This is a genomic window from Bradyrhizobium sp. (genome assembly GCF_027307225.1).
GTDB lineage: Bacteria > Pseudomonadota > Alphaproteobacteria > Rhizobiales > Xanthobacteraceae > Bradyrhizobium.
In genome coordinates, this window is sequence record NZ_DAHUXJ010000154.1 from 23,998 (window position 1) to 50,675 (window position 26,678).

Sequence of the window (26,678 nt, forward strand, 5' to 3'; positions counted from 1 at the left end):
AGATGATGATGTCTTTCGATCTGGTTCTGCGCGGCGGTCGCGTGGTTGATCCCTCCCAGAAACTCGATGCCATCGCCGATGTTGCTTTTGCCGGCGGCAAGGTCGCCGCGGTCGGGAACGCGCTCAAGACAACTCCGGGTACCGAGGTGCGCGATGTGTCGGGCCATATCGTCACGCCCGGCCTGATCGACCTGCATACGCATGTCTATTGGGGCGGTACCTCGCTCGGCATCGACGCCGAGGAGTTCTGCCGCACCTCGGGCGTCACGACCGCGATCGACACCGGCAGCGCGGGGCCCGGCAATTTCGCCGGCTTCCGCAAGCACGTGATCGAGCCGAGCCAGGTCCGCATCCTGGCCTACTTGCACATTTCGCATGCCGGCATCTACGGCTTCTCGCACCGCGTCATGGTCGGTGAAAGCGAGGAAATGCGGCTGATGAATCCGATCGACGCCGTGCAGGTCGCGGATGCCAACCGCGACCTCATCGTCGGCATCAAGGTGCGGGTCGGTCTTCATTCTTCCGGTACGTCCGGAATCGTACCGCTGCGGATGGCGCTGGAAGTGGCGAACGAAGTCGGCATGCCGCTGATGGCGCATATCGACCATCCGCCGCCGAGCTACGAAGAGGTGGTCAGCCTGCTGCGCCCCGGCGACGTTCTGACGCACGCCTTCCGGCCGTTCCCCAATTCGGCGGTTTCCGCGCAGGGCACGGTGAAACAGGTCGTGCGGGAAGCGCGCGAGCGCGGTGTGCTGTTCGATATCGGCCACGGCAAGGGATCGTTTGCCTTCAAGGTCGCGCGCGCGATGCTCGCCAACGGCTTCTATCCCGACACGATTTCCTCCGACGTTCATCAGCTCTGCATCAATGGCCCGGCCTACGACCAGGTGACGACGATGTCGAAATTCCTGTGCATGGGCATGCCGTTTCCGGACGTGGTCGCGGCGTCGACCGTCAATGCGGCGATGGCGCTGCGGCGTCCCGAACTCGGCAGCCTCAAACCGGGCTGTGTCGGTGATGCGACCGTCCTCTCCATCCAGGAGGGGAAATTCGACTACGAAGACGTTGTCGGCGAGCATTTGGTGGGCGACCGCAGGATCGTGTCCGAAGGCGTCGTCATCGGCGGACGCTGGTGGTATCCGAAAGAGTCGCCGAAATTCAAACGGCTAGCTGGCTAACTCCCGCCGAAAATGCTGTGATCCTCCAAAATCGCCCATCCAGACCGGGCTAAACCGGCAGGGCGTTGGCATATCGTTTGCAAGCTAACGAACCGCATTGCGTGACGTTGCTTCTTGAGGGCCTAATCGCGCGGTGGGCATTGGGAATTGGGAGGTCTCCATGGATCGCAGAACAGTATTGAAGGGATTGGCGGGGGCGGGCACCCTTGCAGCCACGGGCAGCCTGCCGATGCCGGCGCTGTCCCAGGGCGCTGCCGCGCGCACCTTGCGCCTTGTGCCGCAGGCCGACCTTGCGAATTTCGACCCCGTCTGGACCACGCAATATGTGGTGCGCAACGCCGCCGTGCTGGTGTGGGAAACGCTCTACGGCTTTGACGAAAAATTGCAGCCGCAGCGCCAGATGGTCGAGTCGGAAGAAAACTCCAGCGACGGCCTGACCTGGACGTTCCGGCTGAGGCCGGGGCTGAAGTTTCATGATGGCGAGCCGGTGCGCGCCAAGGATGTCGTGGCGAGCCTGACCCGATGGTCGAACCGCGATCCCATGGGACTCATGCTCAAAGCAATCCAGAACGAGCTCACCGCTGTCGACGACAGGACCTTCAAATGGGTGCTGAAGCGGCCCTATCCGAAAATGCTGCTGGCGCTCGGCAAGAACAGCACGCCTTGCGCTTTCATCATGCCGGAGCGCATTGCCCAGACCGACCCGTTCAAGCAGATCAACGAATATGTCGGCTCCGGGCCGATGAAATTCGTGCGGAGCGAGTGGGTGCCCGGCGCGAAGTCGGTGTTTGAGAAATTCGCCGACTACGTGCCGCGGCAAGAAAAGAACTCGTGGTTTGCCGGCGGCAAGCAGATGCTGCTTGATCGGATCGAATGGGTGGTGATCCCCGATCCGGCGACGGCGTCGGCCGCCTTGCAGAGCGGCGAGGTCGACTGGTGGGAGAATCCGCTTCCCGATCTCGTGCCGGTCTTGAGGAAGAACCGCAACATCAATGTCGATATTGCCGACCCACTTGGCAACATCGGCTCATTCCGGATGAATCATCTTCACCCGCCCTTCAATGACGTCAGGGCGCGGCGCGCTGTGCTGACTGCGATGAACCAGGAAGATTATATGCGGGCGCTGGTCGGGGACGATACCTCGCTCTGGAAGACGCTGCCGGGCTTCTTCACGCCCAATACGCCGCTTTACACGGAAGAAGGCGGCGAAATCCTCAAAATGCGCAATCTCGATGCTGCCAAGAAACTTCTTGCCGAGAGCGGCTATGCCAACCAGCCGGTCTCTTGCATTGTGGCGCAGGACCAGGTGATCACCAAGGCCCAGGGCGACGTCACGGCCGATCTGTTGAAGCGCATGGGCATGAATGTCGATTTCGTCGCCACCGACTGGGGCACGGTCGGTACGCGCCGCGCGCAAAAGGCGCCCCACAACCAGGGCGGCTGGGAAATGTTCCACACCTGGCACGCCGGCGCGGATTGCATCAATCCTGCCGTCTATATCGCCATTCGCGCCAGTGGCGACAAGGCTTGGTATGGCTGGCCGGATAGCCCCGCCGTGGAAAAGGAAGTGACGGCATGGTTCGATGCCAGGAGCCTCGATGAGGAAAAGGCCGCGGTCCGCCGCCTCAACAAGGCGGCGCTCGAGGATGTCGTCTATGCGCCGACCGGTTTCTTCCTGAGCTACACGGCGTGGCGCAAGAACGTGTCCGGGATCGTCAAGGGGCCGGTGCCGTTCTTCTGGGGTGTGTCGAAGACCGCCTGAGCCGTGCGGTAAAGCGATCATGGCCTCCTACATCCTGCGGCGCGTTCTGGTGACTTTGCCGGTGATGGCGATCGTCGCGCTGTTTGTCTTCAGCCTGCTCTACATCGCGCCGGGCGATCCGGCGGCGGTGATCGCAGGTGATCAGGCAAGCCCGGCGGATGTCGAGCGGATTCGCCAGAGCCTTGGTCTCGACCAGCCGTTCCTGGTCCAGTTCGGCGGCTGGTGCTGGCGAATTCTGCACCTCGATCTCGGCACCTCGATCTTCACCAACCTGCCGGTCACTTCCATGATCGCGCAGCGCATTGAGCCGACGCTCTCGCTCATGATGCTGACGCTGGCGCTCACCCTCGTGATCGCCGTGCCGCTTGGCGTGATCGCGGCCTGGAAAGCCGGTAGCTGGATCGATCGTTCGATCATGGCGTTTGCCGTATCGGCATTCTCGCTTCCCGTTTTTGTGGTCGGTTACGTTCTGGCCTATGTCTTTGCGCTGGAGCTCGATTGGCTTCCGGTCCAGGGCTATACGCCGTTTTCCGAAGGGGTCTGGCCATGGCTGCAGAACCTCATTCTTCCATCGGTCGCACTTGGTAGCGTCTATATCGCGCTGATCGCGCGCATCACGCGGGCCTCGATGCTCGAAGTGCTACAGCAGGACTATGTCCGCACCGCCCGCGCCAAAGGTCTCGGGCAACGTGATGTTCTCTTCATTCACGCGTTGAAAAATGCCGCCGTGCCGATCGTCACGGTGATCGGCATCGGTGTTGCCTTGCTGATCGGTGGCGCGGTGGTGACCGAGAGCGTGTTCGCCATTCCGGGTTTGGGACGCCTGACGGTCGACGCGATCCTGCGCCGCGATTATCCTGTGATCCAGGGTATCGTGCTGATGTTCTCTTTCCTCTACACGCTCGTCAATTTGATGGTCGACGTCACGTATACGCTGCTTGATCCGAGGATACGCTATTGACGGCGTCAATCACCAGTTCAGTACCCGTGCCGCCGGGCCTTGCCGTCGCGCAGGTGCTGCCGGACCTCATGCTGCCGGTGAAGGTGCGGCGCGGCGTGCTCGGCTTTCTGCGCAACAATCCGACGGTTGCGATCGGCGGCGCATTACTGCTCTTGCTGGTGCTGATCGGCGTCTTCGCACCCTATCTCTGGACGGTCGATCCTACGGCGTTGGCGCCTGCCAAGCGCATGCGCCCGCCATCGGAACAATACTGGTTCGGCACGGACGCGCTTGGCCGCGATGTCTTTTCGCGCGTGATTTTCGGGACGCGCGTTTCGCTCACGGTCGGGCTGTCAGTGGCACTGCTCGCCACGTTCGCCGGCCTTGCCATCGGTCTCGTCTCGGGCTTCGTGCGCTGGGCCGACAGCATCATCATGCGGATCATGGACGGGTTGATGTCGATCCCGCCGATCCTGCTCGCGATTGCGCTGATGGCCTTGACGCGCGGCAGCGTCCGCAATGTCATCATGTCGATCACGATTGCCGAAATCCCGCGGGTATCGCGTCTCGTGCGCGGTGTCGTCCTGTCGTTGCGCGAGCAGCCCTACGTGGACGCTGCGATCGCATGCGGGACTCGGACGCCGATGATCATTCTTCGCCACATCCTGCCCAACACGTTGGCTCCGCTTTTGGTACAGGCCACCTATGTCTGCGCCAGCGCGATGATCGTCGAGGCCATCCTGTCCTTCATCGGCGCCGGCACGCCGCCGACGATTCCGTCCTGGGGGAACATCATGGCCGAGGGCAGGGCGCTGTGGCAGGTGAAGCCTTTTATCGTGTTCTTCCCGGCCGCGTTTCTCTCGATCACAGTGCTCGCGGTCAATCTGGTCGGCGATGGCTTGCGCGACGCGCTCGATCCCCGCATGGCCAAGAATCTCTAGGTCCGTTTCTGATGGCGTTGCTCGAAGTCGAGAATCTGCAGACCCACTTCCGCACTCCGGACGGAATCAACCGCGCTGTCGATGGCGTCTCTTTTCACGTCAATGAAGGCGAGACGCTGGCGATCGTCGGCGAGTCCGGCTGCGGCAAGTCGGTGACATCGATGTCGGTGATGCGGCTCATTCCGGAGCCGCCCGGCAAGATCGCTGGCTCGATCCGCTTTCGCGGAAAGGATCTTCTAAAGCTCAGCGATCGCGAAATGCGCAATATCCGCGGCAACGATATTTCAATGATCTTTCAGGAACCGATGACGAGCCTCAACCCGGTGTTGACGGTCGGTCGCCAGATCGGCGAGACGCTGCGGCTGCATCAGGGGCTCGACAAGCAGACGGCGGAGGCGCGCGCCGTCGAGCTGTTGACGCTGGTCGGCATCCCCGAGCCGGCGCGGCGGGTCAGGGAATATCCGCATCAGATGTCCGGTGGAATGCGCCAGCGCGTGATGATCGCGATTTCGCTCGCCTGCAATCCCAAGCTTCTGATCGCCGACGAGCCGACTACCGCGCTCGACGTCACGATCCAGGCCCAGATCCTGCAATTGATGCTCGACTTGAAACGCCGCGTCGGCGCTGCCGTGATCCTGATCACCCATGATCTCGGTGTGGTCGCCGAAGTCGCCGAGCGCGTCATGGTGATGTATGCCGGCCGCAAGGTCGAGGAAGCGCCGGTCGAGGAGCTGTTTCGCACCCCACGTCATCCCTATACGCAAGGCCTGCTCGGCGCCGTGCCCAAGCTCGGCTCGTCGCTATCGGGCGAGGCCGGCCGGCTTGCGGAAATCCCTGGCCAGGTGCCGAGCCTGAAGCAGCGCATCGCGGGCTGCGCCTTTGCCGGGCGATGCGCGCTTGCCACCGATTTCTGCCGCGAGGTTGCGCCCGGGCTGGAAGAGAAATCGTTCCGCCATTTCGCCGCCTGCCATTTTGCGAAGAAGGAGGCGGCCGCGGCATGAACGCGCCTCTGTTGCAGGTCAATGACCTCAAGAAGCACTTTCCGATCCGCGGCAATCTTTTCAGCCGCGGCGGCGGGGGCAGGGTCTATGCGGTCGACGGCGTATCTTTCGAAATCGCGCGCGGCGAGACGCTGTCCCTGGTCGGCGAATCCGGCTGCGGCAAATCAACGGTCGGGCGCGCGATTTTGCGGCTAAACGATGTCACCGCAGGTCAGGTGGTGCTGGATGGCCAACGCATCGACACTCTTTCGCCCGATCGGCTGCGCCGCATTCGCCGGCGCATGCAGGTGGTGTTCCAGGATCCGTTCTCCAGCCTCAATCCGCGATTGAGGGTGCGTGACATCCTGGCGGAGCCGATCCGCAATTTTGGCCTCGCCAGGTCATCCGCCGAACTTGAAGAAAAAGTCGCGGCGTTGATGGATACCGTGCGCCTGCCGCGCGATGCGCTGAGCCGCAGGCCGCACGAATTTTCAGGCGGGCAGCGTCAGCGCATCTGCATTGCACGCGCGCTTGCCGCGGAGCCCGATCTGATCGTCTGCGACGAGGCGGTTTCGGCGCTCGACGTTTCGGTGAAGGCGCAGATCGTCAACCTGTTGCAGGATTTGCAGCGTGAGTTCGGTCTCGCGCTGCTCTTCATCAGCCACGATCTGGCGATCGTCGAGCACATGACCCATCGGGTCGCAGTGATGTATCTCGGCAAGATCGTCGAGATGGCGCCGCGCCACCAGATTTTTGCCGCACCCAGGCATCCATACACCAGGGCGCTGCTCTCAGCCGTGCCGGTGCCGGACCCGACTGCACGCCGCACGCCGATGATCCTCAAAGGCGACGTGCCGAGCCCGATCAATCCGCCGCGCGGATGCCGCTTTCACACGCGCTGTCCCTATGTGTTCGAGCGCTGCCGCACCGACGAGCCGGAGCTTCGCCAACGCGTGGAAGGTCAATGGGCTGCCTGCCACCTCGAGAGCCTGCCGGAAGATGCCGGCAAAGGTGTCCCTGCCGAATAGGGGAACTACCGGTTTTCCAGGCGGAAAAGCGCTCTGCTGATCGGCGGCACCGCGGTAACCTTGCCGGCTAAATCCACTGGAATTGGCCGCCATATATCCTAGATTGATAGATGTGGGGGGTAACCCGTTTCGGGAGGCCCTGATGGTCAAAAAACACGGTCCGTTGTTGGCGGCCATTGGCGTGGCCCTGGTATGGAGCGGCTTTGCGGCTGCGCAGCCCTATCGCCCCGGTGAATTCCTTAAACTCAACCTTTCGCAGGCTGTGCTCTCGCCGAGGCCGCTCGGTCCCGCCACAAGCTTCACTCCCGGTCCGCTGGACGTGACGGTCGATCGCGGCAGTAAACCCGCGCAGGCCGATGCCGAACTCGTGGTCGATCCCAAGGCTGTGCTGGCCGCCACGGTGCATGCCGGGAACGCGCCGACGGCACATGCCGAAAGCAAACCCGCCAGCCGCGCTGTCGTCAGAACCGCCGCTGCCCCACGCGTGGCCCATGCGCGCACCGCGCGGCCGGCTCGCCATGCGCCGCATAGGCTGGTCGCGCTTCACGGACGAAATCCCATGGAAGCCCAGGCCCGCGACACCCGAATTCAGGTCTGGCCCTGCAGGTCGGGCGGTATTTGCAACTGGAAGCGATAATCTCGCCTGCTCACCCGCCGTCAGGCGAGAGTTGGTGACGTCATCTTGATTTGAATACGGCCGTGCCGGCACATTATCAGCGGCGGGACGTTGGTTTGCTCAAACCTCACCTGATCATTTCTGCGAGCCGCCCTGTCGTCGACGATGGGCCGCCGATCGGAGTTCACCTGAAATGGAACAGTTGCAAACGCAGGGCATCGGCCTGCCGCGCCTCGGGCTCGGTACCTTTCGCATGCAGGGCGATGCTTGCCGCGCGGCGGTGGAGAGCGCGCTTGCGCTCGGCTATCGCCACATCGACACCGCCGAAATGTACGGCAATGAGGAAGCGGTCGGCGCGGCGATTGCCGCATCAAGGATCGCCCGCAAGGACCTGCACATCACGACCAAGGTCTGGAATGAGAACCTCGCGCCGGATGCAATCCGCCGCGCCTTCGATGCCAGCCTGAAAAAACTCAGGCTCGACCAGATCGACCTCTATCTCGTGCATTGGCCCGCGCCGAACATGAACCTGCCGGCGATGTTCGAGGCCCTGATGAAGCTCAAGCAGTAAGGCCGGACGCGCGCCATTGGCGTTGCCAATTTCAATGTCGTGCTGCTGAAGAAGGTCGTCGAGGAGATCGAGGCACCAATTGCCTGCAATCAGGTCGAGTATCACGTAATGCTCGACCAGACGCGCTTGCTCAAATATCTCGCCGCAAAATCGATTCCGCTGGTGTCCTACTGTCCGCTCGTGCAGGGACGGGCGGCATCCAACGAAACGCTTGAGGCGATCGGCAAGAAGCATGGTGCGAGCGCCACCCAGGTCGCGCTGAAATGGCTGCTCGATCAGGATGGCGTTGCGGCGATCCCGAAGGCTTCGCGCACTGAGAGCCAGCGTAGCAACCTCGAGGCGCTGAACATCGGGCTCGATGACGAGGACCGCCAGGCGATCGCTAATTTGCCCAAGGACCGGCGATGCGTGTCGCCGGGTTTTGCCCCGGTGTGGGATTAGGCCCTATCCGAGCGGCTTAAAGAAAACGGCCCCGCCAGTAACGAGACTGGCGGAGCCATTCCTGTGTCGGCCTTCCTAATCGTGGCGATTCTTGATGACGACCGTCCGGACAGCTGTTCAGTTTGGAATACGTTCCCTGAGATAATACGCCGGCGCGAAATCAGTCGACGATGGCTTGATAGACCAGCGCATTGACCGTCGGGCGCAGGCGCGGCCTGTAGCTTGCGCAAAACCGCAAGGCGGCGCATCATCGATGCATAAGAAACAATCAATATTCGGGGGAGGCGCCAGCATGTCCGCACTGTCACGCCGATGTTTTCTCGCCGGTACGGCCGCCGCTGCCCTGTCGGGCCCGGCCATGGCCGCGATGGGACCGAACGACAAATTCGATCTGGTGATCAAGGGCGGGGACGTGCTCGATCCCAGCCAGTCCTTGCGCGGCAGACGCGACATCGGCATCCGCTGGGGCGTGGTCGAAGCGGTCGAGGCGGACATTCCGGCCGCGCGGGCGCTCAAGACCATCGATGCTTCGGGCAAGCTCGTCACACCCGGCCTCGTCGACCTCCATTGCCATGTCTACCCTTACGGCTCGGCGATCGGCATTCCCGCCGATGAACTCGTGCAATTCCAGGGGACGACGACCGTGGTGTCGGCGGGCGACGCCGGCGTCAACAATCTCGCCGCGTTGCGCCGCTTCATCGTCGCGCAAACGCGGGCACGGATGTACGCCTTCCTGCACATTGCCAATAATGGCCTGTCGGCATTCCCGGTCGCAGAGCTCTACAATATCGACAACGCTCAGGTCGAAGCTTGCGCGATGGGGCTTGCCGAAAACCCGGACTTCCTGATCGGCGTCAAGGTACGGATGTCGGAGAACGTCATCTTCAAGCATGGCATCGAGCCGCTCAAGCGCGGCATCCAGGCCTGCGAGATGTGTGGCTGGCCGGCCAGGATGATGGTGCATATCGGCGGCGTCGAAACCCCGCAATTGATGACCGATATCCTCAATCTGCTGCGGCCGGGCGACGTTCTGACCCACTGCTATTCCGGCGCGCCGAACATGGCGGGCGCCTTCACCAACATCGTGCAGGACGGCAAGCTGTTGCCGGCGGCGCTCGCCGCCAAGCAGCGCGGCGTCATCTTTGACGTCGGCCATGGCGGTGGCAGCTTCGATTTCACGGTGGCGGAGGTCGCGATTCCTGCGGGCTGCGCGCCGGATACGCTTTCTTCCGACATCCATGTCTTCTCGGGAAATTCGCCCGGTCTGCCCTATCTGCCCAATGTCATGGGCAAGTTCATGGCGATGGGCTTTTCGCTGGAGCAGGTCGTGGCGATGGCAACCATTGCGCCGGCCAGGATCATCAATCGCGCGCCCAAGATCGGCACGCTTCAGATCGGCGCGCCCGGCGACGTCACCATCCTGGATGTGGTGGAAGGGCCCGTCACGTTCGTCGATACCCGCAACAACAGGCGCGAAGGTAAGGTGCAGCTGAGGCCGGTGCAGGCCGTCCTCAATGGCGTGCCGTTCGGCCGGCCCTATCAGGCGCCGTTTGCGGTGAGATAGGCCGATCCGCTCGGGACCACGGGCTTAAGCGCGCAGTTCCTTGTTCGAGCTGCGCGTCGGCACGCCGAATTCCTTTCGGCACACCTCGGCCAACGTCGCGATGCCTTCGGCCAGCACCATCTGCTCCAGTGCGCCGCTGCTGGAATCGGAGCACTAGTTCGCCATTGACGTATTTCATCCTCCGATGCAGCATGCCTCCGTTCTCAGGGCAGGGTGAAACTCCCTACCGGCGGTATGCAGCGTCATTTGCTGCGAGCCCGCGAGCGCCTTCCTTCGGGAAGGGTCGAGCAGATCAGGTGAGATGCCTGAGCCGACGGTGAAAGTCCGGATGAAAGAGAACGCGCGAGCCGGCCTGCAAAATGCGGGGCTGGCGCGCACGTGATCGCCTTGGGTGACGTGTCGGTTACCGGAAAGGAGATCGCTGTGACACACGCCCGATATGTATTTGTCGAAGCCAATTGGGATGGTGAGTTCGCCACCCCGTCTTTCGCTGGCTTCCCGCCGTCGCTTCCAGGACAGGAGATCGCCGTTTTTGGTGCACCGGGCAGGTCTGCCCTGCGTCACGACGCTGGCAGGCGGCTTGCCGCCGGGCTAAATGCTCGATCCCTTTAGCGAGAGACCCACATGGCTGACCCGATTCAGGAAGTTCTGTTTGCCTTTGCCCAGGGCGAGCTTGTCGTCGTTACCGACGACGACGATCGCGAAGGCGAGGGCGATCTGATTGTCGCCGCCTCGCTCTGCACGCCGGAGAAAATGGCTTTCATCATCCGCCACACCTCCGGCATCGTCTGTGCGCCGATCACCGTGGAAGACGCGCGCCGACTGCGGCTCGATCCCATGGTGGCGCATAACGATTCCAGCCACACCACCGCCTTTACCGTCTCGATCGACTACAAGCCGGACGGCGGCACCGGCATTTCCGCGGAAGAGCGCGCGTCCTGCTGCCGGGCGTTGGCCAATCCGAATGCCGGCGCCAACGATTTTGCTCGGCCCGGCCATGTATTTCCGCTGATCGCGCGGGATGGCGGCGTGCTGTTGCGCTCGGGCCATACGGAAGCGGCGGTCGATCTCTGCAAGCTGAGCGGCCTGCCGCCGGTCGGCGTCATCAGCGAATTGATGAACGACGACGGCTCGGTGATGAAGGGCGCGCAAGTGGCGCAGTTCGCCAAAGCCCACAACCTCAAACATGTCACGATCGCCGAGTTGATCGCCTACCGGCAGGGGCGTGAGAAACTGATCGAACGTGTTTCGACCTTTACCGCCGATAGCCCGATCGGGCCGATGCAGGGCTTCGCCTACCGCTCGCCGTTCGATTCCATCGCCCACGTCGCGTTTGTCTACAACGGCATCGGCGACGGCAGGAACGTGCTGACGCGCTTTCACAAGCCCAACATCGTGAGGGACATCTTCACCGGGCCCAAGCAGATGAAAGCGGTGCTGGAGCAGTTCAAGAAGAACGGTAGCGGCGTTCTGGTCTATTTGCGCGATGGCGCGGCCGGTGTTCCGGTGGCGCCATTGCCGGAGGAGAAGACCGCGGAGGCCGACCGCAACCGGCAATGGCGCGAAGTCGGCGTCGGCGCGCAGATCCTGCGCGATCTCGGCGTCACCTCAATCCGGAATCTGAGTTCGTCGCTTCACGACTACAAGGGGCTTTCCGGATTCGGCATCGAGATCGTGTCGAACGAGGCGCTTGAAGGCTGAGACGAGGCAAATGATTGCACGATGCGACAAGCTTCCCGCTGATTGAGCCGGAGGCTCGCTCCATTCCGCATCTCGAAATGAAAAAACCAGTGCCCACTTTCCGAAGTTCGCAAATCCCTCTCAGCAACAACTTTAAGCGAACTTCGGAAAGTAATGGGCCCTGGCAAGATAATATTTCCAGCACCCCTTTCGATTTGAAGTCCCTGATGGACACCCGCGGCTTGTGGTGCAGGGACTTCAAATCGGCGGTGCTGGTGCAATTGCGCTTCCTTGCCGATCGTTTTAAAATAAAGGCATCTTTGTGAAAGGACTTTCCATGAGCGTGCGCCCTCAGGCCAAGGACAAGCCGTCTCCCGTGAATTTTCAGTGGGACGATCCGTTTTTGCTCGATGACCAGCTGACCGAAGATGAACGGATGATCCGCGATACCGCGCGCGCCTATGCGCAGGACAAGCTGCTGCCGCGCGTCATCAAGGCGTATCTGGAAGAGAAGGTCGATCGCGACATTTTTCATGAGATGGGCGAGCTTGGCCTGATTGGCATCACGCTGCCAGAAGAATACGGCTGCGCCAACGCCAGCTACGTCGCCTACGGCCTGGTCGCGCGCGAGATCGAACGCGTCGATTCCGGCTATCGCTCGATGAATTCGGTGCAGTCATCGCTGGTGATGCACCCGATCTATGCCTATGGCGATGAAAACCAGCGCAAGAAATATCTGCCGAAGCTCGCAACCGGCGAGTGGGTCGGCTGTTTCGGCCTGACTGAGCCCGACGCCGGTTCCGATCCCGGCGGCATGAAGACCCGTGCGGAGAAAACCTCCGACGGTTACCGGCTGACCGGCTCCAAGATATGGATCTCCAACGCGCCGATCGCCGACGTGTTTGTGATCTGGGCGAAATCCGCCGAGCACAACAACCAGATTCGCGGCTTCATCCTCGAAAAGGGCATGAAGGGACTTTCGGCGCCGAAGATCGGCGGCAAGCTTTCGCTGCGCGCCTCCGTTACCGGCGAAGTCGTGATGGACGGAGTCGAGGTGCCCGAAAGCGCGCTGCTGCCCAATGTCTCGGGTTTGAAGGGGCCCTTCGGCTGCCTCAACCGCGCCCGTTACGGAATTTCCTGGGGCGCGATGGGCGCTGCCGAAGACTGCATGCACCGCGCGCGGCAATATACGCTCGACCGCAAGCAGTTCAACAAACCGTTGGCGGCGACGCAGTTGATACAGAAGAAACTCGCCGACATGCAGTCGGAGATCGCGCTGGGCCTGCAGGCCTCGTTGCGGGTCGGACGGCTGATGGACGAGGGCAAGATGGCGCCCGAGATGATATCGATCGTCAAGCGCAACAACTGCGGCAAGGCGCTCGATATCGCCCGCACCGCGCGCGACATGCATGGCGGAAACGGCATCCAGATCGAATACCACGTGATGCGCCACACCGCGAACCTGGAGACCGTCAATACCTATGAAGGCACAGCCGACGTTCATGCGCTAATCCTCGGTCGCGCCATCACCGGCATTCAGGCGTTTTCGTAAAAGTTATAGGCCGTCATTCCGGGGCGCGTCGAAGACGCGAACCCGGAATCTCGTGCCGTATTTTTCCTCATCTTCGAGATTCCCGGTCTAGCCCTTTCGGGCTATCCCGGAATGACCGCGGAGAAAAAATGGCCGATACCGACGACGTCCCGTTTAACCGTAACTTTCCGCTTGCGCCCGGCGTGGTCGAGGAAGTGAGGCCCGGCGTGCGGCGCATCCTCTGCAACAATCCGAGCCCGTTCACGTTCACCGGCACCGTGAGTTACATCGTCGGCCGCGGCAAGGTCGCGATCATCGATCCCGGTCCCGGCGATGAAGCCCATGCGAAGGCGCTGCTTGATGCCGTGCGCGGCGAGACCGTGACGCACATTCTCGTCACCCATACCCATCGCGATCACTCGGTGAATACGCCGCGAATCAAGTCGGCCACCGGCGCGCCGGTCTATGCCGAGGGGGCGCATCGCGCCTCGCGTCCGCGCTTCGAAAGCGAGAAGCACAATCCGGAATCGGGCGCCGACCGCGACTTTCGTCCCGACGTGCAAGTCAGGGATGGAGAGATCATCGAGGGCGACGGTTGGAAACTCGAGGCGGTCGCGACGCCGGGCCATACGGCCAACCATCTTGCGTTCGCCTGGCCTGAGAAGAAGTTCCTGTTCGTCGGCGATCACGTGATGGGATGGTCGACCTCGATCGTGGCGCCGCCGGATGGCTCGATGATCGATTACATGGCCTCGCTGGAAAAGCTCGCCGCGCGTTGCGAGAATCTCTACTTCTCCGGTCATGGCCCGGAAATTCCGGACGCGCCGCGTTATGTGCGCTTCCTGATCCGCCATCGCCAGGCACGGGAAGCCTCGATCCTGCATCGCCTTGCCAAAGGCGAGGCGGACATCCCGACCATCGTTCGTGCCATTTATATCGGCATCGATCCGCGGCTGATGAAGGCGGCCGGCTATTCCGTGCTGGCGCATCTGGAGGATCTGGTCGGGCGCGACGTGATCGCAACCGATGGCGACCCCGTGATTGGCGGAACGTATCGATTGGCGAATAGCGAGTAGGGAAAACAAGACTACTCGCTATTCACCATTCCCTGTTCGCCTCACTACTTCTTCACCGTTTTGGCCGGCGGCTTCGAAGGCGCGGGCGCGGTCTTCGCAGGCTTCTGCACGTCGGCGTCGGCAGCGGTGTTGAGGTCATCGATCAGCTTGCGCACCCGCGCCGCATTGCTGCCGAGGTCGCTCTCGAAAAAGCGCGAGGCGGAGCGGATATCGACGCGCGAATCCTCGTCGTCCGGCGCGATGCGGATCGATACGTCCTCGCGGAACCCCATGATCGGCGTGCGTGCGACGGCCTCGATTCGGCCGATCCGGCGCGGCGGCTGGGGAGGGCGCTCGTCGATGATCAGCCACTTGCGCCGGTTGACGAGCCGCAAGGTGATCTCGTAGGCCCGATCCACCGGAAGCTCGAGTTCGACCGTTTCGATATCGGGATAGGCAATGTGCTGCTGTTCGGCCGAATAAAGGCCGGCATAGACGGCGGGGTTGGCGCCGTCGCTGCTGCGCAGGCGCGCCAAGGCTTCGAAGCGCGGTGGATCGATCGGGTCGGTGGTGACGTCGTGGATCGCGGGCAGGCGGCGATATTGCACGCCGAGATAGGCCGGATAGGCGAGCAGCAAAGCGTCAATCAGGAATGCCAGCAGGATCCGGGCCATACCACGCGCGCCACTCTGCCAGATCGCCGCAGCCCCGATCAGGCCGACCAGAATGGAAAGGCCCGCGCAGGCCAGCGCGCCGAAGAAGGTTGCGAGCGCCGGTTTGATTTCGAGAAAGCCGAAGCGGACGATGAGGATCGAGACCACGACCGCTACCACGGCAAATACCGCCAGATTGCGTGACCATGACGCCAGGCGCGACACGGGCTCCGACAGATAGGGAGCAGAAAACCTGCGGGCCATGGGCGCTGTTCTTGGCCTTGAAACTACCGGGTTGAGTCACAGCCGGCCGGAACCGGCCGGCGGTTAGAATTAACCCGTTTGAGACCACGAACCTGCGCCGAATTCAAGGGAGGCGTACCAATGGCCGGAGCATTGTCAGGCCATTTGATGCCCTCTACGCGCCCCGAAAACTGTAGGCCTTGAATTGCTCGCGCAGCGCCGTTTTCAGGATCTTGCCGGTCGCGGTATGCGGAATGCCGTCGACGAACACGACATCGTCGGGCATCCACCATTTGGCGATCTTGCCGTCCATGAATTTAAGAATGTCCTCGCGTGAGGCATTCTGCCCTTGTTTGAGCTGCACGATCAGCAGGGGGCGCTCGTCCCATTTGGGATGATGCAGACCGATCACGGCAGCTTCCGCCACCGCCGGGTGGGCGACGGCGAGATTTTCCAGATCGATCGAGGAAATCCACTCGCCGCCGGACTTGATCACGTCCTTGGAACGGTCGGTGATCCGCATGTAGGCCTGCCCGTCGATCGTCGCGACGTCGCCAGTGTCGAAAAATCCGTTCTCGTCGAGGATACTGCCATCGACGCGGTAATAGGCTTTGGCGACCGCGGGCCCCGAAACCTTGAGGCGGCCGAAGGTCTTGCCGTCCCATGGCAGCTCCTTGTCGGCGTCGTCGGTGATTTTCATCTGGACGCCGAAGGGCGGGTACCCTTGCGTCTGCAGGATATCGAGCGCTGTCTCGCCGGTTAGCTTGTCGTGGGGCGGCTTCAGGGCGGCGAGCGTTCCGATCGGGCTCATCTCGGTCATGCCCCAGGCATGCCGCGCCGTGACGCCCATATCGTTGAAGGCCTTGATCATCGAGCGCGGCATCGCCGAGCCGCCGCAGACCACAAAGCGCAGATGCGGCAGCTTCAGTTTGTTGGCGGCCATGTGGTTGAGCAGCATCAGCCACACGGTGGGAACGCCTGCCGTATGGGTGACGTTTTCGGTGTCCAGCAGTTCGAACACGGAAGCGCCGTCGAGTTTCGCACCAGGCAGCACCAGCTTGGTCCCCATCGAGGGCGCCGAGAACGCGATGCCCCAGCTATTGGCGTGGAACAGGGGAACCACCGGCAGCATCGTATCGCCCGCACAGGCGCCAAGCGAGTCGCCGGTATTGGCCATCAGGGCGTGCAACACGTTGGAGCGGTGCGAATACAGCACCCCCTTGGGGTCGCCGGTGGTGCCGGACGTGTAGCACATCGCAGCTGCGGTATTCTCGTCAAAGGTCTTCCATTTGAAATCGCCGTCGACTTCGCCGATCCAGTCCTCATAGGCGACCGCATTTTTCAGCGAGGTCTCCGGCATATGGGCTTTGTCAGTGAGCACGATGTAGCGCTCGACGCTGGAAAGCTTGTCAGCGATCTTTTCCAGAATCGGCACGAAGGTGATGTCGGTCATCACCACGCGGTCCTGGGCGTGGTTGATGATCCAGGCGATCTGTTCGGGGAACAGTCGCGGGTTGACGGTATGGCAGATCGCGCCAATTCCCATGATGCCATACCAGGCTTCGAGATGACGCCAGGTGTTCCACGCGATGGTGGCCACGCGGTCGCCGAACTTGATGCCGTCACGGTCGAGCCGCTGCGATATCTTCAGCGCGCGCTTGTAGATTTCGGCATAATTGGTGCGATGGATGGGGCCTTCGATCGAGCGCGTGACAATTTCCTGCTTGCCGTGGATTGTCGCTGCGTGCTCAAGAATTCGGTGACAGAGCAAAGGCCAGTCTTGCATCAAACCAAGCATGCGGTAGTTCCTCCTGAAAGTGCTGTCGCTTTTCGCGGTTCTTTTGCGCGAGTTGGCACAAAGTTTAGCGTGGGGAAGAGATGCCGCAAGTGGGCTTCTGGTAGGGGGCACGCCGGCCGGGGTGCCATGGTTACCGCCGCCGCGCTGCTGCTCGCCTTTTGCGGCGAGTTATATCCAGCCGCTGCCAGGATACCGCTGCCCAGGCCCCGGCCTGCCGACGCTCCGGCCGCGACGGCTGAGCCGTCCGCCGGGCCGGACCAGAAAAACGCCGAGCCAAAGGCCGCAGCCCCACCTCCGCCCTCCGCCTGCCGGACCGCCTTGACGGAAGCGATCGCGATTGCGCCGAGCATTCCCGACATCCACGGCCCCAGCGGCTGCGGCGGCGAGGATCTGGTGCGGCTGCAGGCGGTGGTGTTGCGTGACCAACGTCGGGTTGCGCTCAAGCCGGCGGCGATCCTGCGCTGCAAGATGGCCGCAGCCGTCGCCGACTGGGTTCGCACCGACGTCGACGCCGTTGCCAGCAAGCTCGGCAGCGTGGTCACGGACCTCGACAACTTCGATTCCTACGAGTGTCGCGGCCGCAATCGCATTGCGGGCGCGCCACTGTCCGAACACGGCCGCGCCAATGCGCTCGACGTTCGTTCCTTCAAATTTGCCGGCCGGACCATCTCGCTGACCGACCGCAACGTGCCGCGCGATGTGCGCGAGACGGTGCTGCATTCGGTATGCGCGCGATTCTCGACCGTGCTGGGGCCCGGCTCCGACGGCTACCACGAGGACCACATCCATCTCGACCTGATGGAGCGCCACAACAATTACCGGATTTGCCAGTGGAACGTCTGGGATCCGCTCCCGGCCGTTGCGCCGATGCTGCCGGCGCCGCGGCCGGCAGAGGCGCCGCCGCGCGAGGTGGCGGACGAGCCGACAGCAGCAAAGCCCGGCCGTGAAGCAGCTCCGGGAGGTGAGCAGGCGCAAACGCCTCCACCCGACCATCCGCCAATAAAAAAGCGCCGGTAAACCGGCGCCTTTTCCGTTAAATCAGAATGAAGAGGCTTATCGCCACGAGCCAATGTTGGTGTTGCCGCCTTGCGCCACTTGCGACGAACCGCCGAACGGCGAGTCGCTGCCGCCGCCATGATGAGGCGCGAGCACGACGACGATCGTGCCGACCTTGGCACGGTTATAGAGGTCGATCACGTCTTCATTCGTCATGCGGATGCAACCGGAGGAGATCGACTGGCCGATATATTCGGGTTGGTTGGTGCCGTGAATCCGGAACAGCGTGTCCTTGCCGCCAGAATAGAGATACATCGCGCGCGAACCCATCGGATTGTCCGGGCCCGGCGGCACGAAAGTGGGAACGCCAAGGCGCTCGATTTCGCCCGAGGTCGGGTGCCACGCGGGCCATTCGGTCATCGCGCCGATCTTGGCGACACCAGACCAGGCCATGGCTTCTTCGCCAACGGTGATGCCATAACGGATCGCCTTGCCATCGTTCATCACGTAATAAAGGTAGTGGTTGTCGGAATCGACGACGATCGAACCCGGGGCTTCCTTGCGCTGATACTCGACGATCGCGCGGCGGAAGTTCTCCGGCGGCTGCACGTTCTCGTAGCGAATTTTCGCCAGCAGATCCTTGTCGTGCTGCTTGAAATTAGCGGTATTGGTCGCCTCATAGTTTGCCGTTTCCATGCAACCTGAGAGCAGGAGCCCGGCGGCAGTCACAGCCATTGCCAATTTCAGCGACGTCAGTTTCAACGACATTTTGGAGTTTCCAATCGAAGGCCATACGGTCGAGACGAAGAATTTTCTGTCCGCCACGATTCCATCTTCAACTCCCACATTATCGCCGAAATTGGCAACAATTCCAGCGCTCAGATGCCACTTCGGCACTGCAGCGGCCCGGTTGTGTCTTTTTTGCCGCAAGTACTTGAGCGGGACGGGATTCTTGGGCAATTAGCTGGGCCGAGGGGCGGATTCCGCCACTCTTCCGACGCCCCGACGCCGCAAATCCTGGAGAGCTACCGGCTTTCACGAAAGGTTTGCCGAATCGAGCCAAGTCTCCTGGTTACAAGTCTTCCTGGTTACAAGTCTTCTTGGTTACAGGTCCTGATGGCTACGAGTCCTCTTGGTTAACTTTGCCAGTCCGGAGTTCTGCATGTTTTCGGTGTTCGTCCCCAGCGAGTCCTCCCTGAAAAAGGCCACCGTTACCGATCTGGACAAGTTGCCGGAGAACGCCGTCTGGATCGACCTGATCAAGCCGACCGCGGCCGAGGACAGGGCGGTGGAGGGGATCGCCGGGATCGCGGTGCCGACCCGGGAAGACATGCAGGAAATCGAGATTTCGAGCCGCCTTTATATCGAAAACGGCGCGCGCTACATGACGGCGACGCTGATGTGCCAGTCCGACACCGAGGCGCCGAAGACCACGGCGGTGACTTTCATCCTTGCCGGCCATCGTCTCGTGACGGTGCGCTACGACGATCCGAAGCCGTTTGTGCTGGTGGAAAACAAGCTCGGCCGCAATTGCTCGGCCAGCGTTACCGGCGAAATGGTGTTGATGGAGTTGCTGGACGCGGTGATCGACCGCTGCGCCGACATCCTCGAGCGCATCGGCGCGGACGTCGACCAGGTTTCCCACGACATCTTCGAGCCCGAGAGCGAGCGCCACGGCAACGCCAAGCGCTATTCGCAGATCCTGATCGCGATCGGCCGCAAGGGCGACCTGACCTCCAAGGTTCGCGAAAGCCTCGTCTCAATCGGCCGCCTCGTGACGTTTCTCTCGGCTGTTATCGAAGGCGTGAAGTGGACCAAGGACATGCGCGAGCAGCTCAAGACCATGCAGCGCGACGTCGCCTCGCTGACCGACCACGCCTCCTATCTTTCAAACAAAATCACCTTTGTGCTCGATGCCATGCTCGGCGTCGTCAATCTCGAACAGAACAACATCATCAAGCTGTTTTCCGTGATGGCGGTGGTGCTGATGCCGCCGACCCTGATCGCCTCGGTCTACGGCATGAATTTCAAGGTGATGCCGGAACTTGAATGGCAGCATGGCTATCCGCTTGCCGTGCTGATGATGGCGGTCGCGGCCGTCGCCCCCTACATGTATTTCCGCTGGAAGAAGTGGCTGTAAAGCCTGGCGCCGCCGCCGCCCGCGCGAGGTTAAGAAAGTGCGCTGCAATTGCCGGACTCGCCGTTATTTTCGCTCCGCTAAAATTTGAGCGGTGCACTGAACGTTTGCGCGACGGCTTTCTGCCATAACACTCGCGAACGACCCGCGAAAATTCCAATGGTTGAGAAAGTCATAAGGCCAATGCAGAACGTCATCGATTTCGCAAGCTACCGGCAGGGCCGCAGCATTGTGGTCGGGGCACGGGCGATCTCGGCGCGTAGCTGCCGGCATTGCGGGGCTGCGCTCGGCGACGGCGAGCTCGAAGACGAGTGCTCCAGCATCGCCAACACCCAGGAAGCGCTGCGCTGGCAGGCCGCCCAGATCCTGCGCGGGCTGATCTGAAACGTTATCCTGCTTCGATGCCCACCTGCGCGGCTTCGAGGTTAAGCGACTTTTGCGCATCGCCCAAAACGCTAGTGGAGTGGATTTGACATTCGCTACCCATCCGGCCGCGAGTTTGGAAAGCGAATGTCAAATCCTAAACTCCACTAGAAACAGACATTTGCTAGTGGTCCTTTGACTCTGACGTTCCTTTGAAGAGGTCGCTGCGAAACTGAAACGTCAGTGTCGCCACACTAGACGTGCTGGCCGCCGTTGATGTGGATCTCCGCGCCGTTCACGTAAGAGCTCGTTTCCGTACACAGCACGTAGATGATCTTGGCGACCTCATCCGGGGTGCCGACCCGGTGCATCGGAATCTGCTGCTCCACGATCTTTTCGGTGCCCGGCGACAGGATCGACGTGTCGATTTCGCCCGGAGCGATCGAATTGACGCGGACGCCGAGCCTGCCGAAATCCGATGCCATCTCGCGCGTCAGTGCGGCGAGTGCCGCTTTCGACGTTGCATAGGCGGCGCCCGCGAACGGATGCACCCGCGAGCCGGCGATCGACGTCACGTTGACGACCGAACCTTTCGCCGCCGTCAATTCGTCGATCAGGCCGCGCGCCATCATGATGGGCGCGAAGAAATTGACGCGAAACACGTGTTTCCAGGTTTCAAGTTCGGTATCGATCGAGCCGAGCCGTTTGCCGCCTTCGGCCTTCGGCGAAATCGCCGCATTGTTGACGAGCGCATGCAGTACGCCGCCTTCCAGCCGGTCTCGAATTTCGGAGATGGCGCGTTCGGTATCGCGGTGATCGGCGAGGTCGACCTGAATGTGATCCTCAGGCCCCGCGCCCCATGGGCATTCCTCGGGAAAGGGATGGCGTGAACAGGTGAGAACGCGCCAACCCGCCGACGAAAAGCGGATCACGGTTGCATGGCCGATGCCGCGGCTGGCACCGGTGAGCAGCATTGTCCGTCGTGGTCCGTTATGAGAGGGAGTGGCCATGGGATCCTAGCCGTCGATCACGGGTAAAGCCGCGTCTTCGACCAGACCTGGTCGGGAGCGTCGCGGCGGAATTCAATGCGGTCGTGCAGGCGGAACGGGCGGTCATGCCAGAACTCGAAGCACTGTGGGGTGATGCGCCAGCCGCTCCACCCCTGTGGGCGCGGCACCTCGCCGATGATGTATTGCGCGGCAACCTTGGCGATCGCTTGTTCAAAAGCGAACCGGCTTTCCAGCGGCTGCGACTGTTTGGACGCCCAGGCGCCGATCTGGGCTTGCTTGGGGCGGGTGGCGAAATAGGAATCCGCCTCGGCGTTGGTGACCGGCGACACCAGGCCACGGATACGCACCTGCCGCCGCAGCGACTTCCAGTGAAATAGTAACGCCGCCTTAGGATTTGCGGCCAATTCGCGGCCCTTCTGGCTGGCGATGTGACTGTAGAACACGAAGCCGGCGCCGTCATAGCCCTTCATCAGCACCATCCGCACGTCGGGCAGGCCGTCCGTATCGACGGTCGCCAGCGCCATGGCGTTGGGATCGTTAGGCTCGGCCTTTACGGCTTCCGCAAACCACTCTCCGAACAGCGCGAAGGGTTCCTCGGCCGCGGTGAAATCACCGGATGTTAAGGGTGTCGGGTGTTTGATGGAGGTCGTGTCCGTCATGTAATCGGAGTCCAAGGTTGCGCCCGTCCGCGGCCAAATGCGCGTCAATGCACCGTGTGAAGTCAGCCTTATATAGGGCATGGGGACGCTTTGGCCTATCGCCGATCAGGCTAGTGCCCACTTTCCGAAGTTCGTGCACCGTCGCAGCAACCACCTTCACGAACTTCGGGAAGTTATGGGCGCTAGCAAACTCATTGATTCTAGGACCGCTTTATCGATCTGAAGTCCCTGATCGAATTCGCCGCTTGTGGTACAGGGGCTTCAGATCGGCGGTCCTACCCGGAGTAGCGGCCATGCTTTTGATTGGCGTCAGTGTCGGCGGTTGCAGCATGTCCCGCCTGAATGGTGCGTTCGCCAAAAGCGACGACGTCACCGGCTCGTTCAGCCCGGCGGCCGGGGCGGGCTCGTCCGTTCCGACCGAGACCGACCTCGCCTTTGCCCGCAACGCCGCGTCCGATGTGCTGACGCGGGGCGACAAGGATGCGAGCCAGCCTTGGGAAAATCCGGAGACTGGCGCACGGGGGTCGGTGACGCCGCTGGCGCAGGCCTATTCCTCGGATGGGCGGACCTGCCGTGATTTCCTGGCGAGTTACGTCAAGGGTACGTCGGAAAGCTGGCTTCAAGGGGCTGCTTGTCAAACCAGCCGCGGGCAATGGGAAATTCATACGCTCAAGCCTTGGCGGCAGAGCTAAAGTCGCGCGGAAACGGCCAGTTGAGAATCAGCTTTTGCTTTGGCTTCCTTGCACAAATGGTTGAGAATGCGTGCGATCTTGGTCTATTTCGACAGCGCTGCGCGACGGGTGCGAAGCCGTTGCAAAAATGACACGACGTCCCCAAATGAAAAGCCTGAGCTGGCTGCCGGCCCGTATCATAGACTGACGACTTCCCATGAAGGAGAACTGACGGATGCGCGACCCCTATGAGGTCTTGGGGGTGCCGCGGAGCGCCAATGCCGCGGCGATCAAGGGCGCCTATCGCAAGCTTGCCAAGAAGTACCACCCCGACACCAACAAGAACGACCCGAAGGCTGCCGCTCGTTTCGCCGAGCTGAATTCGGCCAACGAGATCGTTGGCGATGAGGACAAGCGCAAGCAGTTCGATCGTGGCGAGATCGACGCTGAGGGCAAGCCGCGCTTTCAGGGATTTCCCGGCGGCGATCCGCGCGCGCGCGCCGGTGGGTTCGAGACCCATACCTTTCGCAGCGGCGGCGCGGGCCCCGGCGGCGGCGGCGGTTTTGAGGACATCCTCAACAGCATGTTCGGGGCGGCGGCGGCGCGCGGCGGAGGCCGACCCGGCGGCGGTGGCGCCCGGTTCGAGTTCGACCCCGGAACCATGGCGATGGACCTCGATGTCTCCGTCGCCATGACCGTGTCGCTGGAGGAGTCGGTCAAGGGGGCGGAGAAGCGCGTTCGCTTGCCGGCCGGCAAGGAACTCAATGTCAAGATTCCACCCGGCGTTGTGGCCGGCCAGCAGATCCGGCTGAAGGGGCAGGGCGAAACCGCGGCGGGCCATCCGCCAGGGGACCTGCTGATCGCGGTCAGTATTGCGCCGCACGCGCTCTTCAAAGTCGATGGCAGCGATTTGCGCCTGGATCTGCCGATCACGCTCTATGAGGCTGTTCTGGGCGGAAAGGTTCGCGTGCCGACGCTCGGCAGCGCGGTCGAACTTTCAATCCCGAAAAACACCTCGAGCGGCCGGACGTTTCGTCTTAAAGGCAAGGGATTGCCGAAAGCAGGCGGGAACGGCGATCTGCTGGTGACCACCCGAATCATGCTGCCGGACGGGAACAACGCCGAACTGGAGGCGTTGATGCAAAAATGGCGGGATACCCATCCCTACAACCCGCGCAGCGACTTTTCGTAATCGCCGCGGGAACGAAGGGGTGCGGCCTCGATCTGGGGGACCAGCGCGGTACAAACCCCAGTCGAGGCCGCTTGCGTCGATCGGCGGATCGAACGCGCCACAATTTTTCGTGAGTCATGGTGCGATATTGAGACGCGTCCATGTTCCAATTCCAGATTCTTAATGTCGGAATTTGGACGTGGCCGATTTGCCACCCAGTCGCGCCGCTTCAGCCGCCTTTCTCGTTCTGGTCATAAACTTGGCGCGCCACCCGATGCAGCTTTTCCTTGTCCATCGGGCCGCTGAGCACATAGCTGACGTCGTCTTCCGACCAGTACATGGCGCCCGAATTCTCGGCGGCGGTGTAGCGCATCTGCGCCGATCCGGCCTTCGAGCGGGAAGCGTAAAGCGTGTAGCGTTCCCCGGAGGCGCTCTCGTACATGAAGAATGAGGCCGGCCCGGTCGGGCCGGGCAACAGGCGTCCGCCGACGAGCTTCAATCCACTCGCGTCCAGCTTCGGGGCCCGGACGTCCCAACCGCATCGTTTGGTCAGCCAGGTCTGCAAGTGATCGCGTTCGCTGCCCGGCACCTCGACGGGATGGCGGACTTCGACGACATAAAGCCGATGCGCATCGAGCGCGTCGGAGGTCAGGCTCTGGATGGCCGAAGGCGTCGCCGTAATACCACGCGCCACCCAGCCGACGCCGCCGCCGCCAACGAAAGCTGCGAGCACCGCGGCCGCCGTGCCATACAGCCACTGGCGCGGCCGGCTTACCAGCCGCTCGAGTTCAAGACGCTTCGGCACCACCTCGTCGGCAACACGATCATAGCGTGCATGCAGTGCATCCGCCATTTCGCGCCATCCTTGTACCCGTTCGGCGCAATCGGGGTGGGTCGCAAGCCACGCTTCGACATCGCCGCGCCGTTCCGCGGGCAATTCGTTGTCGACGTAAGCGTGCAGCTCGTCTTCGGTGACGGGAATCTTTGGGTCGATCATGGTCGTCGTCTCTTCTCAGTCGAAATGCTCGCTGCCGCCGTCCGCTCTCCCCGACGGAAATGCGACCGCGTCTGCGATGCGGTTTCCCCAAAAAGCTTAGTCACTCCACGCCAGTTCATCGAGTTCGTCATTATTTCACCCGCCGCAATGCCGGGCGCTCGCCTTCGAGGACCGCCTTTACATGGGCCCGCGCCCGCGCCAGGCGCGACATCACCGTGCCGATCGGCACGCCCTGAATGTCGGCAACTTCGCGATAACTCAATCCTTCCAGCATCACGAGCAGCAGCACCGCGCGCTGATCGTCCACCAGCGTCGCCATGGCCTTGGCGATGTCGCGGCCTTCGGCTTCGGTGCCGCTGGCGTCCGGATTGTTGTCCAGAAGAGGCATGAACTGCGGCCGCCGGGCCAGCGATCGCCGCCTGTTCTTGTTGAGATTGGTCAGGATGGTGTAGAGCCAGCTCCGCACGTCACCGCCGAGAAAAAGCCGTTCCGAGCGCAACGCCCGAACCAGCGTATCTTGCACGAGGTCGTCCGCAATGTCGGCATCCCGCGTCAGCGCGCGCGCATAGCGGCGCAACGCAGGAATCATGGCTTCGACACTCTCGCGAAACGCTATCATCGCGTGCGATCCTAAATCATCCCCTGCGGTGCTTCGGCAGTCGCGAGCACCAAAGCCTGAATACAAACGACTAAACCCCAGATCGAAATCGCTATTCCGCCCGTAGTCGCACGGGTATTCAGGTTGTCGTCATCGAGGAGCCTGTACCGACCGTCGGGGCTGATGTACCTCCAAACCGGCGGCAAAGCACCGGATTTGTCATATGGTGAAAAACTCAGATCTGATGAAAGGTAAAAGCAGCGTGATTCCTGGCGCCGCCAAGCCGCTCGATTGCCTGGGGTATTGCGAAAGCATGCCGCGTGCGGGTGCGGAGATCGGGGACTTCAGATCGATAAGCGGTACTAGAATCGATTAGTTTGTGAGTAGCCCACGCTTTCCGAAGTTCGTGAAGGTGGGTGCTGCGATGGAGCACGAACTTCGGAAAGTGGGCACCAGGTGCCGACCATCTATTACATCCGTCACGGCGAAACGGAATGGAATGCGCTGGGTCGCTTGCAAGGCGTGCAGGACATTCCACTCAACGAACTCGGCCGCAGACAATCGGTTCACACCGGCCATATCCTCGCAGATCTGTTCGCGCGGGATGGCCAACGCGCGGCCTCGATCGGCTTCGTCTGTAGTCCGCTTGGTCGCGCGCGCCAGACCATGGATCTGGCGCGCGGTGTTCTCGGACTTCCGCTTTCGGGTTACGCCATTGACGATCGCCTGCGCGAAATCGGTTACGGCACGTGGGAGGGATCGACGCTCGCGGAAATGCAGGCGAAAGACCCCGATCTGTTTGCGCGGCGTCAGGCGGAAAAATGGACAGTGGCCCCACCCGGCGGCGAGACCTACGTCGAGGTGCAGGCGAGGGTGGCCGAGTGGTATCGAGAGCTCAAGGTCGACATGGTGACAGTCGCTCATGGCGGCACCGCTCGCGCGTTGATGGTTACGCTTGACCTTTTGACGCCCGAAATCGCTGCCGATTGGTCCGTCGGGCAGGGCATAGTCTACGTATTCAGGGACGGCGAGATGAGTAGCTACTATAGTTAATTCGGCTGTCCTCGAGTTTAACCGGGGCGGAGGAAAGGCCAT

At 61.9% G+C, this 26,678-nt stretch carries 25 protein-coding genes, 1 pseudogene and 1 riboswitch; of the genes and pseudogenes, 19 read left to right on the top strand and 7 right to left on the bottom strand.

From position 1 onward, the window contains the following. Positions 1-8: 8 nt before the first annotated feature. The 13 genes and pseudogenes from M6D32_RS25870 (at position 9) to M6D32_RS25930 (ending at position 14,308) form a co-directional block, all read left to right on the top strand. Positions 9-1,178, top strand: coding sequence for an amidohydrolase/deacetylase family metallohydrolase (locus tag M6D32_RS25870; RefSeq protein WP_298261706.1), 1,170 nt, complete (start codon positions 9-11; stop codon positions 1,176-1,178). Between the two features lie 160 nt (positions 1,179-1,338). After that, complete coding sequence (locus M6D32_RS25875; RefSeq protein ID WP_298261708.1) at positions 1,339-2,940, top strand: ABC transporter substrate-binding protein; 1,602 nt, start codon at positions 1,339-1,341, stop codon at positions 2,938-2,940. A 19-nt stretch (positions 2,941-2,959) separates the two neighbouring features. After that, entirely contained in the window at positions 2,960-3,901 is a 942-nt protein-coding gene (locus tag M6D32_RS25880) for an ABC transporter permease (protein WP_298261710.1), read from the top strand. Beyond that, positions 3,898-4,821 carry an ABC transporter permease gene (locus tag M6D32_RS25885; protein WP_298261712.1) on the top strand — a complete coding sequence of 308 codons (924 nt, stop codon included), beginning with the start codon at positions 3,898-3,900 and terminating at the stop codon, positions 4,819-4,821. Before M6D32_RS25880 ends, M6D32_RS25885 begins: the two co-directional genes overlap by 4 nt. An 11-nt stretch (positions 4,822-4,832) precedes the next feature. Further along, positions 4,833-5,822, top strand: a complete 990-nt coding sequence (locus tag M6D32_RS25890; protein WP_298261714.1) for an ABC transporter ATP-binding protein — start codon at positions 4,833-4,835, stop codon at positions 5,820-5,822. Next, positions 5,819-6,829 carry an oligopeptide/dipeptide ABC transporter ATP-binding protein gene (locus M6D32_RS25895; RefSeq protein ID WP_298261716.1) on the top strand — a complete coding sequence of 337 codons (1,011 nt, stop codon included), beginning with the start codon at positions 5,819-5,821 and terminating at the stop codon, positions 6,827-6,829. The genes M6D32_RS25890 and M6D32_RS25895 overlap by 4 nt, the downstream gene beginning before the upstream one ends. Positions 6,830-6,971: 142 nt before the next feature. Beyond that, positions 6,972-7,466: a hypothetical protein gene (locus tag M6D32_RS25900; RefSeq protein WP_298261718.1), complete on the top strand. Its 495-nt coding sequence runs from the start codon at positions 6,972-6,974 to the stop codon at positions 7,464-7,466. Between the two features lie 172 nt (positions 7,467-7,638). Next, a pseudogene (locus tag M6D32_RS25905) lies at positions 7,639-8,457 on the top strand (aldo/keto reductase). 292 nt (positions 8,458-8,749) lie between these two features. Next, positions 8,750-10,021 (top strand): amidohydrolase/deacetylase family metallohydrolase, encoded by a 1,272-nt coding sequence (locus M6D32_RS25910; protein WP_298261720.1) that lies wholly within the window; start codon positions 8,750-8,752, stop codon positions 10,019-10,021. Positions 10,022-10,216: 195 nt separating this feature from the next. Beyond that, positions 10,217-10,365: riboswitch (FMN riboswitch) on the top strand. A 280-nt stretch (positions 10,366-10,645) separates the two neighbouring features. Then, on the top strand, positions 10,646-11,722 hold the full coding sequence (ribB, locus tag M6D32_RS25915) for a 3,4-dihydroxy-2-butanone-4-phosphate synthase (protein WP_298261722.1): 1,077 nt from the start codon (positions 10,646-10,648) through the stop codon (positions 11,720-11,722). Between the two features lie 14 nt (positions 11,723-11,736). Further along, a complete protein-coding gene (locus M6D32_RS25920) occupies positions 11,737-12,027 on the top strand; it encodes a hypothetical protein (RefSeq protein WP_298261724.1) in 291 nt (96 codons plus the stop codon). An 11-nt stretch (positions 12,028-12,038) separates the two neighbouring features. Next, the gene (locus tag M6D32_RS25925) at positions 12,039-13,253 is read left to right on the top strand and encodes an acyl-CoA dehydrogenase (RefSeq protein ID WP_298261726.1); all 1,215 of its coding nucleotides are present in this window, start codon (positions 12,039-12,041) and stop codon (positions 13,251-13,253) included. 128 nt (positions 13,254-13,381) lie between these two features. After that, positions 13,382-14,308: an MBL fold metallo-hydrolase gene (locus M6D32_RS25930; RefSeq protein ID WP_298261728.1), complete on the top strand. Its 927-nt coding sequence runs from the start codon at positions 13,382-13,384 to the stop codon at positions 14,306-14,308. 44 nt (positions 14,309-14,352) lie between these two features. Here M6D32_RS25930 and M6D32_RS25935 read toward each other — a convergent pair whose 3' ends face one another. Next, a complete protein-coding gene (locus M6D32_RS25935; RefSeq protein ID WP_298261730.1) occupies positions 14,353-15,204 on the bottom strand; it encodes a DUF1499 domain-containing protein in 852 nt (283 codons plus the stop codon). A 154-nt stretch (positions 15,205-15,358) separates the two neighbouring features. Continuing rightward, positions 15,359-16,981, bottom strand: coding sequence for a fatty-acid--CoA ligase (locus M6D32_RS25940; RefSeq protein WP_298261732.1), 1,623 nt, complete (start codon positions 16,979-16,981; stop codon positions 15,359-15,361). Positions 16,982-17,107: 126 nt separating this feature from the next. Between M6D32_RS25940 and M6D32_RS25945 the strand changes: the two genes are divergently transcribed. Continuing rightward, positions 17,108-17,998: an extensin family protein gene (locus M6D32_RS25945; protein WP_298261734.1), complete on the top strand. Its 891-nt coding sequence runs from the start codon at positions 17,108-17,110 to the stop codon at positions 17,996-17,998. Positions 17,999-18,034: 36 nt separating this feature from the next. Here M6D32_RS25945 and M6D32_RS25950 read toward each other — a convergent pair whose 3' ends face one another. Further along, a complete protein-coding gene (locus M6D32_RS25950; protein WP_298261792.1) occupies positions 18,035-18,733 on the bottom strand; it encodes a L,D-transpeptidase in 699 nt (232 codons plus the stop codon). A 406-nt stretch (positions 18,734-19,139) separates the two neighbouring features. On the opposite strand from M6D32_RS25950, the gene M6D32_RS25955 reads away from it, so the two are divergent. Continuing rightward, the gene (locus M6D32_RS25955) at positions 19,140-20,117 is read left to right on the top strand and encodes a magnesium transporter CorA family protein (protein WP_298261736.1); all 978 of its coding nucleotides are present in this window, start codon (positions 19,140-19,142) and stop codon (positions 20,115-20,117) included. A 180-nt stretch (positions 20,118-20,297) separates the two neighbouring features. Further along, the gene (locus tag M6D32_RS25960; RefSeq protein WP_298261738.1) at positions 20,298-20,498 is read left to right on the top strand and encodes a hypothetical protein; all 201 of its coding nucleotides are present in this window, start codon (positions 20,298-20,300) and stop codon (positions 20,496-20,498) included. Between the two features lie 233 nt (positions 20,499-20,731). Here the strand turns inward: M6D32_RS25960 and M6D32_RS25965 are convergent, their stop codons facing one another. Next, the gene (locus M6D32_RS25965; RefSeq protein WP_298261740.1) at positions 20,732-21,487 is read right to left on the bottom strand and encodes an SDR family oxidoreductase; all 756 of its coding nucleotides are present in this window, start codon (positions 21,485-21,487) and stop codon (positions 20,732-20,734) included. Between the two features lie 17 nt (positions 21,488-21,504). After that, on the bottom strand, positions 21,505-22,146 hold the full coding sequence (gene pdxH / locus M6D32_RS25970; RefSeq protein ID WP_298261742.1) for a pyridoxamine 5'-phosphate oxidase: 642 nt from the start codon (positions 22,144-22,146) through the stop codon (positions 21,505-21,507). A gap of 293 nt (positions 22,147-22,439) precedes the next feature. Here pdxH and M6D32_RS25975 point away from each other — a divergent pair, with 293 nt between their 5' ends. Together M6D32_RS25975 and M6D32_RS25980 are read left to right on the top strand one after the other, a co-directional pair. Next, a complete protein-coding gene (locus M6D32_RS25975; protein ID WP_298261745.1) occupies positions 22,440-22,838 on the top strand; it encodes an RT0821/Lpp0805 family surface protein in 399 nt (132 codons plus the stop codon). A 214-nt stretch (positions 22,839-23,052) separates the two neighbouring features. Next, positions 23,053-24,009 (top strand): DnaJ C-terminal domain-containing protein, encoded by a 957-nt coding sequence (locus M6D32_RS25980; RefSeq protein ID WP_298261747.1) that lies wholly within the window; start codon positions 23,053-23,055, stop codon positions 24,007-24,009. Positions 24,010-24,217: 208 nt separating this feature from the next. Here the strand turns inward: M6D32_RS25980 and M6D32_RS25985 are convergent, their stop codons facing one another. Next, complete coding sequence (locus tag M6D32_RS25985; RefSeq protein WP_298261749.1) at positions 24,218-24,985, bottom strand: anti-sigma factor; 768 nt, start codon at positions 24,983-24,985, stop codon at positions 24,218-24,220. 130 nt (positions 24,986-25,115) lie between these two features. Then, positions 25,116-25,604 (bottom strand): sigma-70 family RNA polymerase sigma factor, encoded by a 489-nt coding sequence (locus M6D32_RS25990; RefSeq protein ID WP_298261751.1) that lies wholly within the window; start codon positions 25,602-25,604, stop codon positions 25,116-25,118. Positions 25,605-26,039: 435 nt separating this feature from the next. Between M6D32_RS25990 and M6D32_RS25995 the strand changes: the two genes are divergently transcribed. Then, positions 26,040-26,636, top strand: a complete 597-nt coding sequence (locus M6D32_RS25995) for a histidine phosphatase family protein (protein ID WP_298261753.1) — start codon at positions 26,040-26,042, stop codon at positions 26,634-26,636. Positions 26,637-26,678 lie beyond the last annotated feature (42 nt).